General features: G+C 43.8%; 17 protein-coding genes and 1 pseudogene. 7 read left to right on the top strand and 11 right to left on the bottom strand.

Annotated elements, in window-relative coordinates:
- Nucleotides 1–322: 322 nt before the first annotated feature.
- The 3 genes from mnmA (at nucleotide 323) to hflX (ending at nucleotide 3,508) form a co-directional block, all read left to right on the top strand.
- Nucleotides 323–1,387 carry a tRNA 2-thiouridine(34) synthase MnmA gene (gene mnmA, locus D7D25_RS09380; protein ID WP_122968709.1) on the top strand — a complete coding sequence of 355 codons (1,065 nt, stop codon included), beginning with the start codon at nucleotides 323–325 and terminating at the stop codon, nucleotides 1,385–1,387.
- Nucleotides 1,388–1,598: 211 nt separating this feature from the next.
- A complete protein-coding gene (locus D7D25_RS09375) occupies nucleotides 1,599–2,099 on the top strand; it encodes an outer membrane beta-barrel protein (RefSeq protein ID WP_122968708.1) in 501 nt (166 codons plus the stop codon).
- 185 nt (nucleotides 2,100–2,284) lie between these two features.
- Nucleotides 2,285–3,508 (top strand): GTPase HflX, encoded by a 1,224-nt coding sequence (gene hflX, locus D7D25_RS09370; protein ID WP_122968707.1) that lies wholly within the window; start codon nucleotides 2,285–2,287, stop codon nucleotides 3,506–3,508.
- Between the two features lie 70 nt (nucleotides 3,509–3,578).
- Here the strand turns inward: hflX and D7D25_RS09365 are convergent, their stop codons facing one another.
- Complete coding sequence (locus D7D25_RS09365; RefSeq protein ID WP_122968706.1) at nucleotides 3,579–5,042, bottom strand: hypothetical protein; 1,464 nt, start codon at nucleotides 5,040–5,042, stop codon at nucleotides 3,579–3,581.
- On the opposite strand from D7D25_RS09365, the gene D7D25_RS09360 reads away from it, so the two are divergent.
- On the top strand, nucleotides 5,016–5,330 hold the full coding sequence (locus D7D25_RS09360; protein WP_158602587.1) for a hypothetical protein: 315 nt from the start codon (nucleotides 5,016–5,018) through the stop codon (nucleotides 5,328–5,330). The two genes, D7D25_RS09365 and D7D25_RS09360, sit on opposite strands and share 27 nt — an antisense overlap.
- Before the next feature lie 43 nt (nucleotides 5,331–5,373).
- Here the strand turns inward: D7D25_RS09360 and D7D25_RS09355 are convergent, their stop codons facing one another.
- The 9 genes from D7D25_RS09355 to D7D25_RS09315 all read right to left on the bottom strand — a co-directional run bounded on the left by D7D25_RS09355 (nucleotide 5,374) and on the right by D7D25_RS09315 (nucleotide 14,407).
- Nucleotides 5,374–5,844 carry a CYTH domain-containing protein gene (locus D7D25_RS09355; protein ID WP_122968704.1) on the bottom strand — a complete coding sequence of 157 codons (471 nt, stop codon included), beginning with the start codon at nucleotides 5,842–5,844 and terminating at the stop codon, nucleotides 5,374–5,376.
- Nucleotides 5,845–5,857: 13 nt separating this feature from the next.
- On the bottom strand, nucleotides 5,858–6,502 hold the full coding sequence (locus D7D25_RS09350) for a hypothetical protein (RefSeq protein WP_122968703.1): 645 nt from the start codon (nucleotides 6,500–6,502) through the stop codon (nucleotides 5,858–5,860).
- A gap of 406 nt (nucleotides 6,503–6,908) precedes the next feature.
- A complete protein-coding gene (gene creD, locus D7D25_RS09345; protein WP_122968806.1) occupies nucleotides 6,909–8,348 on the bottom strand; it encodes a cell envelope integrity protein CreD in 1,440 nt (479 codons plus the stop codon).
- A gap of 162 nt (nucleotides 8,349–8,510) precedes the next feature.
- The gene (locus D7D25_RS09340) at nucleotides 8,511–9,890 is read right to left on the bottom strand and encodes an aspartate kinase (protein ID WP_122968702.1); all 1,380 of its coding nucleotides are present in this window, start codon (nucleotides 9,888–9,890) and stop codon (nucleotides 8,511–8,513) included.
- Between the two features lie 210 nt (nucleotides 9,891–10,100).
- The gene (locus D7D25_RS09335; RefSeq protein ID WP_122968701.1) at nucleotides 10,101–10,682 is read right to left on the bottom strand and encodes a Maf family nucleotide pyrophosphatase; all 582 of its coding nucleotides are present in this window, start codon (nucleotides 10,680–10,682) and stop codon (nucleotides 10,101–10,103) included.
- Nucleotides 10,683–10,713: 31 nt separating this feature from the next.
- Nucleotides 10,714–11,112 (bottom strand): RNA-binding S4 domain-containing protein, encoded by a 399-nt coding sequence (locus D7D25_RS09330; protein ID WP_122968700.1) that lies wholly within the window; start codon nucleotides 11,110–11,112, stop codon nucleotides 10,714–10,716.
- 87 nt (nucleotides 11,113–11,199) lie between these two features.
- Complete coding sequence (gene pth, locus D7D25_RS09325; protein ID WP_122968699.1) at nucleotides 11,200–11,760, bottom strand: aminoacyl-tRNA hydrolase; 561 nt, start codon at nucleotides 11,758–11,760, stop codon at nucleotides 11,200–11,202.
- A 14-nt stretch (nucleotides 11,761–11,774) separates the two neighbouring features.
- Nucleotides 11,775–12,353, bottom strand: a complete 579-nt coding sequence (locus D7D25_RS09320) for a 50S ribosomal protein L25/general stress protein Ctc (RefSeq protein ID WP_122968698.1) — start codon at nucleotides 12,351–12,353, stop codon at nucleotides 11,775–11,777.
- A 140-nt stretch (nucleotides 12,354–12,493) separates the two neighbouring features.
- On the bottom strand, nucleotides 12,494–14,407 hold the full coding sequence (locus D7D25_RS09315) for a beta-N-acetylhexosaminidase (RefSeq protein WP_122968697.1): 1,914 nt from the start codon (nucleotides 14,405–14,407) through the stop codon (nucleotides 12,494–12,496).
- Nucleotides 14,408–14,931: 524 nt separating this feature from the next.
- Here D7D25_RS09315 and D7D25_RS18810 point away from each other — a divergent pair.
- From D7D25_RS18810 to nusB, 3 genes and pseudogenes are all read left to right on the top strand, one after another.
- Nucleotides 14,932–15,162: pseudogene (locus D7D25_RS18810) on the top strand (hypothetical protein); the annotation flags it as partial.
- 158 nt (nucleotides 15,163–15,320) lie between these two features.
- Nucleotides 15,321–16,223: a glycerophosphodiester phosphodiesterase family protein gene (locus D7D25_RS09305; protein WP_122968696.1), complete on the top strand. Its 903-nt coding sequence runs from the start codon at nucleotides 15,321–15,323 to the stop codon at nucleotides 16,221–16,223.
- Between the two features lie 237 nt (nucleotides 16,224–16,460).
- Nucleotides 16,461–17,387, top strand: coding sequence for a transcription antitermination factor NusB (gene nusB, locus D7D25_RS09300; RefSeq protein ID WP_122968695.1), 927 nt, complete (start codon nucleotides 16,461–16,463; stop codon nucleotides 17,385–17,387).
- Between the two features lie 44 nt (nucleotides 17,388–17,431).
- On the opposite strand, the gene D7D25_RS09295 is transcribed toward nusB, so the two are convergent.
- Nucleotides 17,432–18,466: a helix-turn-helix domain-containing protein gene (locus D7D25_RS09295; RefSeq protein ID WP_122968694.1), complete on the bottom strand. Its 1,035-nt coding sequence runs from the start codon at nucleotides 18,464–18,466 to the stop codon at nucleotides 17,432–17,434.
- Nucleotides 18,467–18,887 lie beyond the last annotated feature (421 nt).

The raw sequence follows: 18,887 nt of genomic DNA, 5'->3' as shown, positions 1-18,887 counted from the left end.
CGTTTTTTTCTTTTTCTCTCTCAAATCCCGAATCGGCTTCGGGGACGCTGCAATTGGATGATAAAAAAGTCCCGCGGCAAAAGATCTCAGTAATGGATTAATGATATACCATTCCGAAGTTGTAAAGGTAATACTATTTTTTCTTTTCCGCTTACTTCATACGATTAAAATTATTTATTTAAAAGGTATCGTATGGAACTCGCTTTTAATCATTTTCTTACGCTAGAATGGTTATCATTCTCGTTTCCAACAGCAAATAAACAGCCCATTTTCCCCGATTCGATTCTTATTTGTACCTTTGCGTATTAAATTCGATGCAAGAATGGAAATTGCAGCACTGGTATCAGGCGGGGTGGACAGCTCGGTTGTAGTACATCAGCTAAAAGAGATGGGGTACAATCCCACCATCTATTATATAAAAATAGGGATGGAAGACAAGGACGGCTATATCGATTGCCCGTCGGAGGAAGACATTGAGATCGTGTCGTTCATCGCAAGAAAATATGGTTGTCGTTTTGAGATCGTTTCGTTGCACGAGGAATATTGGGACAGTGTGGTTCGCTATACCATCGACTCGGTAAAGCGGGGGTTGACTCCCAATCCCGATATGATGTGCAATAAACTGATCAAATTCGGTGTTTTTGAACAGAAATGGGGTCATCAGTTCGATAAGATAGCGACCGGTCACTATGCCACCACCACGGAACAAGATGGATTGGTTTGGCTCTCCACCGCGAAAGATCGGGTGAAGGATCAGACCTACTTTCTGGGACAGATAAGCTATCTGCAGGTTTCAAAACTGATGTTCCCGATCGGCAATCTGCTTAAGTCGGAAGTGCGCGCCATTGCCGCCCGCGAAAAATTGCCTTCGGCCCAACGCAAAGACAGCCAGGGAATTTGCTTCCTGGGGAAAGTCAACTACAATGAATTTATAGAGCGTTACTTAGGTAGAAAAGAAGGGCTTATCGTAGAATTGGAGACAGGGAATATTCTGGGAAAACATCATGGGTTCTGGTTCCACACCATCGGCCAGCGTAAAGGGCTCGGATTGAGCGGTGGCCCCTGGTTCGTTATCAAGAAGGATATACAGCGCAATATTGTCTATGTCTCCAAAGGCTATGACACAAAACATCAGTACGGAGAACTCATCAACCTGCAGGGATTTGAATTTATCACCAAAGATGTTTGGGGTGATTTTGATGATGACAAAGAGATTACCTTCAAAATAAGACATACGCCCGATTTCACAACGGGGAGAATTTCAAGAGTCGGCGACATGTATCGCATCCATTCCTCCGAACCGGTACAGGGGATCGCCGCCGGCCAGTTCGGGGTAATATACGACAAAGAGAAAAGACTTTGCCTGGGAAGCGGGATGATTTACTAATGGGAATAATGGGACAATGGGAATAATGGGAATAATGTGAATAATGTGAATAATGTGCCAATGGGAATAATGGGACAATGAAATTGGATGATATAATGATTTCATTAGCACATCGACACATTGATAAATTAGCACATTAGTCTCGTCTTGGCTGCCAATTCTTGTCTCAGAAAGTCTTTATTCTTTATTCTTTATTCTTTGTTCTTAAAATATGAGACGAATATTTATTTTAATTTTCCTTTCTCACCTGTTTTTCATTCCAAAAATACAGGCACAATTCGAAGGCACCTTCGGATTAGGCGCACACGCAGGATATGGAGCGGAAATCAACAGCATAGGAGGGGGTATACATGCCCATTATTATTATACAAATAATATACGCTTCACCCCATCATTCACCTATTTCCTGGAACGGAAAGGAGAGGGTATGTGGATGACGGATGCCGACGCGCATTATATTTTTCCGGTTTCTTACTCGGCTTCATTATATCCGATTGCCGGTCTTCATTACTCTCAATGGAAGTATAATGCTTCAAAGGAGAGCGACCTTGCCCATGGGAGTCGGAAAAAACACCGTTTGGGCGCCAACCTTGGCCTGGGAGTACAACATGATATCGCTTACAGGGTAAGGGCCAACTTCGAACTAAAATACCAGTTCATTCCGGATTATTCCCAAGTGGTTTTCAGTGCAGGAATTGGATTCTGGTTTTAGTATTGAAAGAGGAAAAGTGAGAAAGTGGGAAAGTGGAAAAGAGGACAAGAGGGAGAGTAGAAAAATGGAAAAGAGGGAGAGTGGGAGAATGGATTTAATTGAAATTAGGGATAGAGCATAAAAGAGAAGAAATGAGATTGAGAATTCACAATTGACGTAAGCCAAATACTGAATCTGACAAAAAAATGAAAGATTTCATTACTAACGAAATAAAAAAAGAAAATGCCGTACTGGTAGGGCTTATCACACCTGATCAGAACGAAGAGAGGGTGAATGAATACCTCGACGAACTGGCCTTTCTGGCGGAGACAGCCGGACTTATCCCTGTGAAACGTTTTGTGCAGCGCTTAGAAATACCCAATACAGTAACGTTTGTGGGAAAAGGGAAGTTGGAAGAGATCGAAAACTACGTGAAAGAGGATGAGAATGAGATTGGTGTGGTTATCTTCGATGATGAATTGTCGGCCCGTCAACTTCGCAATATCGAGAAGGAGCTTGAAATACGCATCATGGATCGTACCAGCCTGATTCTCGACATATTCGCCATGCGCGCCCAGACGGCGCATGCCAAGGCGCAGGTAGAACTGGCTCAGTACCAGTATCTGTTACCGCGGCTTACGCGTATGTGGACGCATCTCGAACGGCAACGGGGTGGCGGCGGCACCATCATGCGCGGCCCGGGGGAAACGCAGTTGGAGACCGACCGCCGTATCATCCTCGATAAGATCTCCCGCCTGAAAGAGGAACTGAAAGAGATCGACAAGCAGAAAACTGTCCAGCGCAAGAACCGGGGAAAATTAGTGCGTGTGGCGCTCGTGGGATATACCAACGTGGGGAAATCCACCCTGATGACACTCCTGAGCAAGAGTGAGGTGTTTGCCGAAAATAAACTTTTTGCCACACTCGACACTACCGTACGCAAGGTAACCATCGAGAACCTGCCGTTCCTGCTGACCGACACGGTCGGTTTTATCCGCAAGCTCCCCACCCACCTGATCGAGTCGTTCAAGTCGACACTCGACGAGGTGCGCGAAGCCGATATCCTGGTTCATGTGGTGGATATTTCCCATCCCGCTTTTGAGGAACAGATAGAGGTGGTGGAAAAGACCCTGTTTGACATTGATGAGACCGAAAAGCCCACTCTCCTGGTCTTTAACAAAATCGATGCATTTTCACATGTGGTAAAGGATGAAGACGACCTCACACCCAAGAAACGCGAAAATTACACACTTGAGGAATTGAAACAGACCTGGATGCACAAGATGAAGGAGAACTGTATCTTTATTTCTGCCAGGGAGAAAACAAATATCGACGCCCTGAAGGAAATCATCTACGACAAGGTGAAAGAGATCCATATCACCCGTTTTCCCTATAACGATTTCCTGTACCAGAATTACGAGGAAGAATAGGGAAAAAAGGATTTATTTATCGCTGAAGGAAATGAGAGTTGTGGACAGGAATGTAAAAGGTTCTCAGGGACTAAGCCAGTTTTTCCAGGCCGACAATTCCCGCCTGGGTAAAAGCCACCCTGAAACGCTTGTAATCAACCTGGTCCTCGAATTGGAGCTGCATAAGAATATTTAAATAATACACTTTTTCTCCATAAATTTCCACAGATTGACCTTCCTCATCCAGGTAATATATTGCCTCATCCGGATTATCCGTTTTTTGCATAAAACGGGAGAAGTGAAAACGCATAATATCGTGTATGCCTGCCATGGGGTAATCACTGTTTCTGTTTATTTCCACGCGATCTAAGAAGACCTGCTTACGATAAAGGATAATTTTCTCGTCGGTAATACGGTTTTCCGCCTCGACCAAAGGGCTCCGGCTTCTCAGATTCATCACTTCCCGCGGCACTTTCTCCTCGGAAATGAAATCCATACCTTCCTTGATCCATCCTATGGTGGCATCCTTCATTCCTATCTCGGTCTTATTGTCGAAATACCGGTTTAGCCGTTTATGGGCGAAATAATAACGCATCAACTCCTTGATACGATCCTTCAGGATGTAACTTATAACCAGCGCAATAAACAACGGCATCGTAAAGTTGCCGTATTTCATTTGAAACGAAAAAGCCACTGCCGTGGCAAAAACCATAGAGAGTCCGGCAGCCATGCTGTAATAAATCTGTTCCACAAGCACGCCGTCTTTCTTTTTACGCGCGCGTAAAAAAAGATCACTTTCGACATATTTCTTCAATATGCTTCTTCGAAAAATAAATTCCCTGTTCTTTGCCGGATTATCCTTATCCACACTGACATATCCCTTCTCTTTTCGATATGCCGCTTCCTCATGCCAGAGCGAGGAGAGAAGGGCGGTCGATTTCTCATATTTCCTGCTTTTCTTGGAGTGCAGAAATCCAACAAGATAAGCGGTCCTCTGGTCTACCAGGTTGCTGATGTATTCATCTGCAAAGAAATAGTAATTAAGGTATTCGGAAGAAATGGTCGCTACATTGATAATTCGTCTCAGATTCCTGAACTTTGCAAGTATATCCCTGATACTCTCCACATAAGAGGTGATCAGATATTCCATATCATCTTTGATATGATTATTCAACAGATGTGCCACCTCGTTACGGATAGCGCTTTTAAAGATCGCGGTAAACATCTTTATCTGTGACTCATACTCCCTGATAGCCGTGCGTGTCGGCTCGCTGGCTGTTTTATGGAAAACTCTTTCCAGATTCTTCAAAGGAACTGCGTCGCCTCCGGAAATCTCCCGCAACAGGAAAACCGGCGTTATCAACCGGATATAGCTCTTCACATCGCGGTAAAAATGACGTTTATCATAAGTGAGTGAATTGATGTCCAGGCTATTCGGCACGAACATCCAGGTGTTGATAGAGAAATTACTTTGCTCGCGTTTACGGCGAACCAGAAACCCCACCTTGAACTCAATGGAAAACTTATCATGTACCTTCGCTGCAATATCAATCATTTTATATCCTTCTCCTTTTTTTCGTATCGGCAAACCACTCACACCCGGAAGAACAGTCCGTGGGGATATCCCCACCATCTGGGTACCGTTTCACCCCATACCATAATTACCACCCAACTCATCATCACCTCCTCCATCACCACCATTATCATCACCACCCTCATCACCATCACCATTATCATCACCATTATCATCACCACCCTCATCATCACCATTATGCCGAACCTGAAAATATCGCTCCAACCATACTGTCTGTTATATATAACAACGCAGCCGGCTTACGGTTGAACGGGAATACATAAACATGCTCGATCAGGTGATACAATTTTCACTACCATGTAGTGTAAGGATTTTTCATCAACATCGAATTATAAAACCGGGCGTCGCCGGTTACTTCTTCTCCCAGCCATTCCGGCCTTTCAAAATGCTCATCCTCACGGGATAACTCCACTTCTGCCACAACCAGACCTTGATTTTTGCCATAAAACTCGTCTACCTCGAAAATAAACTTACCCGCCTTTACCTCGTAGCGGGTTTTATCGATCACTCCCGGTTCGCAGATCCGCAGCAATTCTTCCACTTCCGCCACCGGAATCTCTTTTTCCCATTCATAACGGGATGCTCCGCTTGCGCTGGCAACACCTTTTATGGTGATATAGCCCTTGTCGCCCTTAACACGTACGCGGACAGTGCGTTCCGGGACAGAAGAGAGATATCCCTGGGTAATGCGTGTTTGCTTGATGGCTTCGTCTTTGAAAGCATCGGAATTGACCAGAAACTTCCTTTCTATTTCTTGTGCCATGATTTTCATACAATTAATTTGCCAATGGTTTGTTTATCATTCCTATCACCCGCTTGATCGCTTGCAGGTAATTGATATTCTCCACACCTTCCAGGCCGACTTGCTGAATAGTCTTCCTGATGTCTCCCACTTCGGTGGACTCGGAGCCGATGGTTTTCACCATAGCGCCGTTGATATATACCTCACCGGTTTCACAGATCGTATCGTTCACCATATATCCGTAACGCACTTTCTCCACTGTCACGGCCTGCAGGTCGGGATGCGCCTCGATCATACCCAGAAATTCTTCCAGCGTATAGGCCTCTTTCGCAAGCACGGGTAAATCAGCCACTTTAAAAGCGGGGAATACCTCTTCGTTCAGCACCTGGGCCGATATGGGAAACTCGCCCTTCATCAGCGGATTCCACTGTTCCAATCCATCCACGGTCTGAATATGGGTTTTTATATCCATTTTCCCGTCGCGGATCTTCGTGTTGTTCACGTCGTTCGTGCGGCTTACTATATAGGTCTCCGTGCTGCGGCGCTCCCACACTTTCTCGGGCACGGGAACCGAGAGACGTGCCATCCGTTTTTCCGCTTCACAAAAACAACGTCCGAATGAACGGAATTCAAATCTTGGTTTCGAGATTGCTCCGATCTCCATTTTTTCTTTGCTCATATACGCTTTGACATTTTATTTATTGCAAATCCGATAAAACCCTGCGAAAGACCGGAATGAACAAACCCTATTGGCATGCCATGTTCCGCTCTTCGGTCCGGCTTACATATAAAAACAGTTTTCTCATTAAAATGTGATGGCCTTTCACTAAAATAAAACCGCCCCATGTGACAATTTTTCTGCAATGTTACGAAACTTTTCAGTCCCGCACCCCTATATCAGGGAAAATTGGTGACACAACATCAAAAGGGATAAGATTGAAACGCGTGGTTAACTGCTATAGCATAACACGAATTATCAGTATTTTAAAAATACCGATGCGTAGTTGTCAATCATAAAAAAACAACTCTACATGGTGAATGTAGAGTTGATGTGAAGGTATATACTTTGAGATCTCTGATAAAAATCACATCCTTATCTTCCTCGCATAATACATGATTACCGCCAGAATGGCGAATAATCCTAAGCTTCCCACTAACAGGGAGTAGCTTTCCATCCGGATCAACAGGAAGACAAAAACATAGAGAAAAGCCAACAACCCACCGATCAACAATCCCTGTTTCCGATTCTTAAGGATGGCGCCCATATGAAGTGTGATCATAAAAATAGTCATGAGAGCCGCCACGGCGTAAGCCGGATTAAATCCCCATATTTCAGAGATGGAGAGGAGCAGCGCATAAAAGAGCACCAATGCCAACCCGACAAGCAAATAGTGAAACGGATTGACCGGATTCTTCTTGATCAGTTCAATAAAAAGCACCACCACAAATGTAAGCAAAATGATCAGTATGCCATATTTCACACTCCGTAAATTCTGCTGGTACTGATCTACTGATTGGATGAATTTCACCCCGAAGAGCGACGAGGCCACCAGATTAATTGTCGAACCGTCATCGGCGCGGACCACCTGTCCATAACTGCGATTAAGATCCAATATCTTCCAATTGGCGGAGAACCCCTCATCTCCAATCTCATGGTTAGAAGGCAGGAAATCACCTCCGAAACTCGGTGCCGACCAATCCGATTGAAAGGCTGCTGTCGTCACTTTCCCCACCGGCACAATATACAATCCCGTCGACCCGTTCAGATACAACGTTACTGAAAAGGGTGCATTTCCATCCCTCATTGCAGTCATGGCCGACGAATCGGGACGGGCATTCAGCCCCGCCGCGAAGATCCCGGAAAAAACATTCGGTGCCGCCACCGATTTTTCTGTGTCGGGAATATATATATTCATGTCCGGATTCGGGCCGGTAAATAAATTTTCCACCGGAATTCCGGGTTCCATAAGGAAGGTCTCCCCGGCAAGTTGGAATGAGACTACCTCACGAACACCTCTCAGATCGGTTATTCCCATGATAACACGGGCTTTATCAAACTGTATATCTTCTTCTTTAATACCGGCCTTCTCAATCTCACTCATATCAAAAGCGCCCTTCAAAGTGATCTCGGATTTATAGACCGACGCATCATAAATGCCGCGCTTACGTTTTTCCACCGCCGCCTTAGCTTGTATATCCAGCGTTTCAGGAAACAAGAGGATATCCCTGAGAACTATTTCACGCTTGTCGTTCACCATCCGCTCCTGACTATACGGAATAGCGACACACGGCCCGGCCAGGATCTGCTCACCACTCCATTTAGAAGTAATATCTTGAATTACACTGGATTTCGTGATTTTTCGCTCATTGATAAGCCCGCGGATCATTCCTAACGGGATCAACAACAAAAGAGTTAAGAATCCAATTATCACCAGCTTGATACTTGCAGAATAGCGTTCAATAAAACTCCTTTTATTTCCGCTCCCTTCCGACGGCAGCGGTGTCATTTGATTGGAAGAATCCATTGTTTCCAAATTGCCAATTATCATTTACAAATTATTATTTACCAATTACCAGCGGCGTTGAGCCCTTCCGGGTCTCCCGAGTCTTCCGGTCTCCCTTCCCCCTTCGCCACCTTCTCACCGTTCCTCCTTATTCAAAAAAACAGAGGTGAATGCCATACACAATCACTTGCACAACGCTTCGTTCAGCGCGATCACCGCATCTTCATACCGTTCACGTTGGATCACGAACTGCATGTTGACCTGCATCAGCGACTGGGCAAAACTTTCCACGTTGATTCCTTTCTCATACAATGCTTTCGTGGCCCTGTAAAGGAATCCGGGGAGCGCGATATTGGAACCCATGGCACAAATGATGGCCATCGGCTCTGCGCTGACCTGATAAAACTGCTTCTGAAGGACTTTGACCAATTCCCTGCTCTTCTCATGATCCCACACCACCATTGTGATAGAGTTCGCGTTGGTCGATTTCAGGATATAGCTCACCTCATGCTTCACAAAATATTGCATGAGATGGCCGTCGAAACCCACTTCACCCACCATCATCGGGTCGTGCACTTCAATGGCAAGCACTTTTCGCGAACCGGAAACGATTTCCACACGGGGTTCGGGTGAAATATAATCACGCGATATAAGCGTTCCGGGATGGTTGGGCTCGAAGGTGTTTTTTATACGGATATTGATCCCTGCCAGTTCCAAAGGTTTCGCCGCCTTGGGGTGGATCGCTTCCATACCGATATCCGCCAACTGGTCCGCAATGATGTAATTGGTATGTCCCACGGGAATACTGTTCTCCACGCCCACAATCTTGGGATCAGCGCTCGAAAGGTGATATTCCTTGTGAATAACCGCCTCATCTGCTTTTACCTCGACAGCGATCTTGCTGAAAGTCACTTCGCTGTAACCCCGGTCAAAAGCACGCATAATACCTTCCGTCCCTTTGGTGTATCCTGTAGCAATGCAGAGCACACTACCGAAATCTATGTCACTGAACTCTTTATGGATCCGTTGATCGATGGTCAGCGATTCATTGTCATTAAACCCGCAAAGATCCACAAAACGGGCATTGATACCGTTGTTATTGAGAATATTGACGGAATTCCATCCCGAATGAGCTTCGCCGATGGATGCCAGGATTTCACGCGCGGCCAGATGTATCGCTTTCGGATCCACATAACCCGACGCCAACACTTTCGCGAGGCTGTAAAGCACCGTTTTGGCCTGATCCACCCGAAAACGAATGAAGTCGCGCGCCTCTTTCAGGTCGAGCCCGTAATCGGCAAAACCGTCATTGATCAGGAGTAAACGCTGACAAAACGCATCCAGCGCGCTACTATAATCCTCTCCATTCAAGAATTTATTGTAAATGCCCGGCTCTCCGGTCTTCTTGTGCTCCAGCAACCAATTGGTCACGTTATTATAGGCCGAAACCACAAAGATGCGGTTATACAACTCATCTCCCTTGCGGTCCCCCTTAATAATGTTTTGAAGCACATCCTGAAACTGGGACATGGAAGTACCCCCGATTTTTTCTACTGTCAGCATATTTAATATTATGAATCAAAAAGAGTCAGGAGCCAAGTGCCAAGACGACTTGTCAAATCGAGGATTTACTGATTGGCAGATTACACCTGCAATAATCACCCATTATTAAATCAACACATCATCTCATTAGCCTGTTAACCCATTAGCCCCCGCGCCGCAAAGATACATTTTTTATTTTCCTCCTGCTAACAGACAGGAAAAAAGTGGTTTCTAAAACCGTCTCAATTCGCGGTATACCTTGAAAATGGGCAATCCCATCACATTGAAATAGGAACCCTCTATTCCCTTTACACCCACATAACCGATCCATTCCTGTACACCATAGGCTCCGGCCTTGTCCGACGGATCGTATTTCTCCACGTAATAATCGATCTCATCGTCCGTCAGCAGCCCGAATGTGACATGGGCGGTATCGGAGAAACAGACCTGCTTCTGTCTTGATGTCAGGCAAACGCCCGTGACCACACGGTGCGTCTCACCGGACAGCTCTTTCAACATCCGCTTTGCATCCTCTTTATCCAATGGCTTACCCAAAATACGGTCATGTAACAGTACGACGGTATCAGCCGTAAGAAGCAATGTGTCATCCCGCAGCAGTGAAATATAAGCCGATGCTTTCTTCTTTGCCAGGAACTCCGGGATTTCCTCATGAGGGAGATCGTCGGGATACGACTCGTCAATATCCGGTAAAGCCAGTACCTCATATTCCACGTCGATTCCGGAAAGCAACTCTCTTCTCCGGGGCGAATTAGACGCGAGGATGAGGTGATATTTATTTGAAAAAAAAGTCATAACCGCTACATCTTTATAAGTTGAACCTGATTTAAAAATCGGATTCGTCAAAATCGAATGAGCCGGTAAATTGCTCCAAGTCACGCCGCTCTTTCTTGGTGGGCCGTCCGGCCCCCCTTTGTCTGTCGACAAATCCGCTGATCCGGTTCAACTCCAGCAATTCGTATTGATCGGGAAGGGTCACGTTTTCCATGAACTCGCCCACTTTGGACGCACCCATGCGTTTGTCGGTCAATGCCAGCACTTTGAATGAAAAAGTGACTGGCGGTTTTCTCACTTCAATGATCTCACCGGCCCTGATATTCCTTGAAGGTTTCACAGCGACCTTCCCGATCATCACCCGCCCTTTCTTGCAGGCTTCGGAGGCGGCCGTACGTGTCTTAAAGATACGCACCGCCCACAACCATTTATCTATCCTTATTTCATCCATTTCCTTCAGATTAGTGGATCAACAGAACAAAGGCTATCATCAGACGGGGGAAATCCACCACAGCAAGCCTGTCGATACGGGCAGGACCTATCGGTTATTGTACTGATTCATTGTAACCTGAATACCCGCAAGACAAAAGCTGCGGATCATATCCACTGCCATATCGATCCGTTCGGGCAACAGTCTCTGTTCTTCTTCCGAAAACCGGTCCAGCACATAATTAATCTGTCCTCCCCGCGGAAAATCATCTCCGATGCCGAACCTGAGCCGCGGATAATCCTGCCCTATCAGATCCTGGATATGCTTTAAACCATTATGACCGGCATCACTCCCCTTCGATTTCATTCGTAATGTGCCGAAAGGCAAAGCCAGATCATCCACCACTACCAGCAGATTCTGGGTTTCGATCTTTTCCTTCTGCAACCAGTAGCGGATAGCGTTCCCGCTCAGATTCATAAAAGTAGAAGGTTTGAGCAGGATAAGCGATTTGCTTCTAAGCCGCATCTGAGCGACAAAACCGTATCGCCTGTCCTCAAAAACAACATTGGACGCTTTAGCAAAAGCGTCCAATACCATAAATCCAATATTGTGGCGGGTTTGCTCATAATCGGGTCCGATATTTCCCAATCCCGCAATCAAATATTTCATTTCACACTCTCTTTTTACTCGGCCTTTGCCGCTGCCCCTCTGGCCGCACGTGTCAGCTGCACACGGCATACGACGGCATTCTTGGAGTTCAATATTTCCACATCGTCGAAATTCAACTGCCCCACCTGGATAGATTTGCCCAATTCCAGTTTTTCCACGTTCACCACCAATTCTTCGGGCAATTTGGATGGCAATGCTTTCACTTTCAATTTACGCATATCGAGCGACAACTTACCACCAGCTCTCACGCCGGCAGCCAGACCATCCAGACGCACAGGAATTTCAATCACCACAGGTGCGTTTTCAACCACGTGCAGGAAGTCGATATGAAGAATGGTGTCTTTGACCGGATGAAATTGCAACTCTTTTACGATGGCTTGTAATTTCTTTTCTCCAAGGTCGAGATTTACCAGAAAGACTTCCGGGGTGTAAATCAATTTACGCACGTCGCCCTGCTTGACCACGAAGTTCACATTGCCTTCGCCATGTCCTCCGTATACAACACACGGGATCAGCCCCTCACTGCGATATGCTCTGGCCGCTTTTTTCCCGAAATCGTCTCTGATCTCGCCTTTTAATTCAAATGTTTTCATTTTTACAATTTGTTGTGTTACTCAAAATAAAGTGCTTTCTTTATTTCCCATCACACGGGAGCTTTCAAAAAAGCGGCGCAAAGGTAATGATTTTCTTTTTATTAAACAACGACTTAATACTTATTATCAATTGGGCTTATCTATCCGGCTCTTTTCTTGAGTTCTTCCGCGGGAATACTCATCAGCCGCCCGACAGGCTTGCCGTCACGATAGGAAATGATTCTCAGCATATAAGCATCTTTGGGAACCCGCAACGGCTCCTTATAGAGCGGATAGAAATTGTCGGGAGTAGAGGCATCGAAACTGGTATAAATGTCCAACCCGTCGATCTCCGTGGTGAGCGTCACGACAAGCTCCTCCCCTTCCTTTGTGACTGTGACAATGGGATCGTACATCGCCGGGGAATATTTAGTCTGTGCATAATCCAAGCGCACAAAATGATCTTCCGTCTTGGAGGTGAAACGGGTCCAATCCTTTTTTTCCTTTGGAGACCAGAGCGATTCAGCCACGGCAAACCCGCGCGGCCAAACCATATATTCCGCCTGACGGATATTATAGACCTGCTCTGTCCACAAATTCGCCTGTCCACCTAATATATACTCCGCATTGGCGCCTTCGGGTATAGGGTCGAATCGATAGGTTTGATTCAATCGCAGCGTGCTATACACAATTGGCTCAGTAGAACGATCACCCTGCATATAATCGATATATACATAATTCGTCGGACTCATCACCACATAATGTCCCGACCTGGAGGCTTCGATCCCATGCTCAATGCCGCGCCAGCTCATCAATGCCGTGGTGGGTGTAATGCCACCTTCAAGGATTTCGTCCCAGCCCATCATTTTTTTCCCTTTGGAAAGGATGATCTGTTCCACCCGTTTGCCGAAGTAGGATTGTACGCCGGCCATATCTTCTATTCCTTCACGGGTCATTAACTGCTTCACGGCCGGACTCTTTTCCCAAAAAGTGTAAGGAGCTTCATCACCTCCTGTATGAATATATTCAAACGGGAAAAGCTCCGCCACCTCCGTGATCACCTTGTCCATGAATTCATATACGTTTTCATTGGCGGGGCAAAGCGTATTCTCATACATGGCCGCAGGCCGTCCTCCGGTATTCCAGTCGAGAAAAGGAGCTCCGGTACGCACGAAATGGTGTCCGCTTTCGGGGAAGCAGGCCAGCTCGGGATATGCGGCCAATACCGCCGAACTGTGCCCCGGCACATCGATCTCCGGCATCACCTGCACATTGCGTTCCATCGCATACGCGATCACCTCGCTGATCTCCTTCTGGGTATAAAAACCACCGTAGTTTTTCGGAGCATCCCGATCGGGATCGGAAAGACTACCGAACCACCCTGTCTGTTCGGTACGCCATGCGCCCACCTCGGTCAACTTCGGCAGACTTTTTATCTCAATGCGCCACCCCTCGTCATCAGTAAGGTGCCAGTGAAATATATTGTATTTGTATTTCACCATGTTGTCGATAAATCGTTTTACCTCGTCCACCGTGAAGAAATGGCGCGACACATCAAGCATCAATCCGCGCCACTCTACCCGGGGATAATCCACAATCTCCACCACAGGTATCTGCCAGGAAACATGCTCCTCTCTTTTATCGCTTTCAATTTGGGGAGGCAAAAGCTGTAAAAGCGTCTGCACCCCGTAGAGCAGACCGGCCGGCTGGTTTGCCTTTATAACCACTTTCTGAGGCGTCACCTGCAGCCTGTAACCTTCACTGCCAATCTCTTTATCGGCCTCTCGATTCAATATAAGTTCAATACCGGCATTAGTGGCAGAAGCGGCAGAGGTGGTCAACTCCACTTTCCTGCCGGGCGCCGTGGAAAGCTTTTCTTTCAGCAACCTGTTTATATAAGCAGTCCCTTTATCCGCGGGACTTGAAATGACTATTTTATCGGGCAATAGATAGTACCCGCCTTTTTTGAGAAGCGAAACAGGTTCGGGGATAATGGAGATATTCCGCTCCTGTTGCTGTGCTATACCCGATATAACGGTCAACATAAGCGTAAGTATAAATATTCCTCTCTTCATAATGATAGTTTACTTTTCTTGGTTAGTGTATCTATTTCTTTAGAACCAAAAATCAAGACTGAATTAAATTGAAGATTTGAGAATTTTGGATTTCAAACTTCAAATTTCGGATTTGACTACGTTGATTTTGGCTCCGCCGAACATTGTTTCAATTCAAGATTTGGCATGTAATTAGAAACTGTTTTGAATTTTACGAGTAATTATTTTACGCTTATTTTTCCACTCTTTCATATTGTTTTTTGCCCTTTTTCGCGCCTTTGAACTTTCATTTCGTTTAAGTGGCCCGCCACATTTCAATCAATGAAAATCCAAATCCATCAAAAAAAATGGATGAAAAACAATGGATGAAAAAATTCAAAACAGCTTCTTAATAGTTTCACAAATCTACGAAAATAGTTTGGAATAGATTACTGAAACTGATTTGATTTTATAAAAAAATTAGAATTGAAATCTTTAATTATCTCGGTTTTAATCGTAATTTTGCACATAAGGGATAATTTTTATCCGTTTTTAGCAATTACAAACAAGTAATTGGCGAGTTCGTGAATTACTATAATAACGAACGTTATCACGAATCACTCGACAACCTTCCACCTGCCGATATTTATATGGGCAGAGAAGAGAAAATTTTAAAAATCAGAAAACAAATAAAAAAAGAGTCTATGCTTTTAAGGAGAAAAACTTACGAACAGTTCAAAATGCCACAAGCACGCAACACTAATATTTTTCTTTTCGAACGCCCTCTCACAAAATAACGAGGGTTTTGAAAAGAAAAATATCCTAAAAAGAGTATTTTACAAATAAATGAACTATACTTGCAATTGTAAACTTTAGATTGAAGACGTACAAAACTATCCTTCCATTCTGGGGAGAAAAACTAATCTGGAAAAATAAGATATTAAACTAAGAAAAAATGATTATTAGAAAAATATATATACTACTACTCCTTCTTTTTGTTTTACAGCTTACCATAGCCCAGAACCGCGCCACAGAGATAAGAGACAGATTGATGAACAGAGACCAAAGCTCTGTGCTGGTAGTTGCTCATCGTGGCGATTGGCGCTATGCTCCTGAGAATTCTCTTCCTGCAATCGAAAATGCCATCAGAATGGGTGTAGACATTGTTGAACTCGATGTGCAACGCACGAAAGACGGCCATATTATCCTCATGCACGATGCAACGCTGAACAGAACAACAACGGGAAAAGGCTTGGTTGCAGATTGGACACTGGATTCTATTCGTACTTTAAGGCTTAAAAACGGGATCAATATTAGAACAAAAGAAATTGTACCAACACTTGAAGAGGCCCTATACCAGACGAAAGGGAAGATACTTATTAATCTCGATAAAGCTGATCGTTATTTTGATGAGATATATCCACTTCTGAAGAAAACAGGAACTACAAAGCAAGTGATAATGAAAGGAAATAAGTCCGCACAGGAAGTCAAACAACAATTCGGGAAATATATTGAAGAGGTGACCTATATACCGATTGTTAATCTTGATAATGAAAATTCAGAAGAACAGATAAACCTTTTTGTGCAAGATATGAATCCGGTAGCTTTTGAGCTTCTTTACGAAAACGACACTAATCCATTACCGTTGAAAATTAAAGATAAGCTATACGGTAAATCCCTCATTTGGTACAATACACTTTGGGATACAATGGCAGGCGGTCATGACGATGATATGTCATTGGAGGATCCGGATAAAGGTTACGGCTACCTGATTGACACACTTGGAGCGCGTATCCTCCAGACAGATCGTCCCGGATACCTTATAGAATATCTAAGAAGCAAAAATTTACATGATTAATTCACGAAACATGGTCCTATTTTTATTACTCTCAATCTGTGGAGATAAAAGTTGGAACAATGTTTGTACCCCATATAGCAAACCGGCCGCATTTCTGCAAATTTTATGAATTTGTTCCAAATAACAGGCCGGCTTTCTTTCTGATTTCACCCGACAGACCTACTTTTCGCTCAACAGTGTGTTTAATACCGAAAAATTAGCTACTTTTGCAACTCTAAAACTAAGTTCATTGAGACAATGATTAACAGAAATTTAATTCGTATCAGGGTAGTACAATTGGTTTATGCTTGGTACCAAAATACGAATAAAGATTTACGTAACGCCGAAAAAGAATTATTATTCGGCCTGCAGAAATCATACGATCTTTATTATTTTCTACTTCTTCTGATGGTAGAGCTCACCGATTCGTATCAAAGCAGGGTGGAGACTAAACGGAATAAATTCTTGCCGACGGAGGAGGATCTACATCCCAACACCCATCTTATCGACAATAAGTTCATCGTGCAATTGCGCGGGAACAGGCAATTCCAAAGACAGCTTGCGGAACGTCCCATGTCGTGGGAGTCGAACGAAGCGTTCGTCAAAAAACTGTTAGACGACATTTTATCTTCTGACACTTACAAAGAATACGCCGCGATCGCTTCTCCCACCTACCAAGAAGACCAGGAGTTCTGGCGGAAAACATTCAAGCAGTTTATCTACCTGAACGAAGAACTGGATGATATCCTGGAGGATGAGTGCATATACTGGAATGACGATATTGAGATTGTACAGACCTTTGTAATGAAGACCATCAAGCGGTTTTCGGCAGAGAATGGCGACAATCAACCCCTGTTGCCGATGTTTAAAGATGAGGAAGACAAGGAGTATGCGCTGAAATTACTGCATAATTCCATATTGGATGAAAAGGAATACCGCAGACTCATTGAGAAACACACTGAGAAATGGGATTTCGACCGCATTGCGTTCATGGATCTTGTCATCATGCAGGTAGCTCTTTCCGAGATATTTACATTTGATTCTATCCCGACCAATGTTTCGCTTAACGAATATATCGAGATTGCCAAATCCTACAGTACCTCCAAAAGCGGCACCTTTATCAATGGAATTTTGGATGCGATTGTGCAGGAAATAAAAAAAGAAAATCGTATCTTTAAAAACTAATCAATGAACTTTCGGAGCGCTTTGCGGAAAATACCGACACTGGGTTAATTTTCGACTTTCTTTGCTTCCATATCATCTTGTATAAATTTCAATTCGTAATATTCATCTCCTTTTTTCGTAACAAGATTAAATGTGCAATCCACCTCTTTAAGAAAATTTCTTAATTTGTTAACTGTACTCGTCAAATTTTTGTCAACAGTGTAAGGATTATCAGGCCATAGGGTTTCTTTAAGTGTGTTTTTCTCGACTCTGTGTTCATCACTCCGGAGAAACATCAAAAGCATTTCCGAAGGTTTCTTAGTAACAGCGATAATTTCATTCTTGTCTCCGATTAACTCGCATTTTCCGATATCAAAAATAGTTATGCCCATATAATAACATCTTCCTCGTTTCACGATCTTATCGGGTTTTATCTTCCTTTTCTCTATGGTGAAATATGCGATCACTCCCAACATTAAAATTTCGATGAAGAGTAATACCGGCAATATACTTTTAGACATCAACTTAAATGGCAAAAAAGTTGAATAGTAAATAAATCCCTCATAGTCAATTTCATCAAAAACTCCACCTTTAATAACCGGTATTCGGTAATAGGTACTAAGCTTGGTAGTGTCACCACTTGTTTGTGTACGTTGATGATGGCGTATCAGGACAACAGAAGAACACATAAGTCCGTTTTCCTGCAGTTTGGAATCGAAAATTTGCTGTAACTCCTGCGGTTGAATATGTTTGCAAAGCGACAGATAGGTTTGTGAATTTTTAAATAGTTCCAGCCCCATATCTTCAATCACCTCAACTTCTTTTGCAATAGTGGTATCTTCGGTAACCACTCTTTGGGTTCTAATTGCTCCTTTTTCAAATGATTGATTATTATGTATTGCTACAAACTCTCCTTCCATATTGAGCTTGACTTGCTCTTGTATGGACTGGTTGAATATGGAGGATAATGTCTTTTGTAATTTGTACTCCGATGCTCTATATTCTGCAATTCCCAGAATAGTCAATAGAATAAAAACAGAAGACGCCGCAATGATAAAATACAAACTTAACTTTCTATATATTGAATCCGTAAAAATCATAACTGTTTACTTGCCCCTCAAAATTAAAAATAATCTATCAATACACAAAATTCAAAACAAAATCAGACGTAAATGAACAGATATGTGTTTTATTATCTGATAATTAAGAAAAATGAGTTATAAATGAGTCAAAAAGTTTCGAATTTATACTGCATTTTTCTTTTTTTGTATTGATAATTGGCAAAAGAAAATAAATGATGCATGGTTCGTTTTCAACCCATTTTTTACCGACCCTATTGCTTATATCTTTTGGGGGGATATTTTTGATCTCTTGTCGCGATTCCTCGGATAGAAAATATTTTAATGGAGACATTGTCTTTCTTGAAGATGATTTGCCCGTCGTAAAATTCAAATTAGAGCATTCATAGCATGAGAGCACCTTATTTTTTATTGTTGATGGGAGTATGCGGATTGATGCTTT

It is taken from the genome of Proteiniphilum sp. X52 (assembly GCF_003712195.1).
Taxonomy (GTDB): Bacteria; Bacteroidota; Bacteroidia; order Bacteroidales; family Dysgonomonadaceae; genus Proteiniphilum.
The sequence above is the reverse complement of the archived record's forward strand: the minus strand, read 5'-3'. Positions and strand labels throughout refer to the sequence as shown.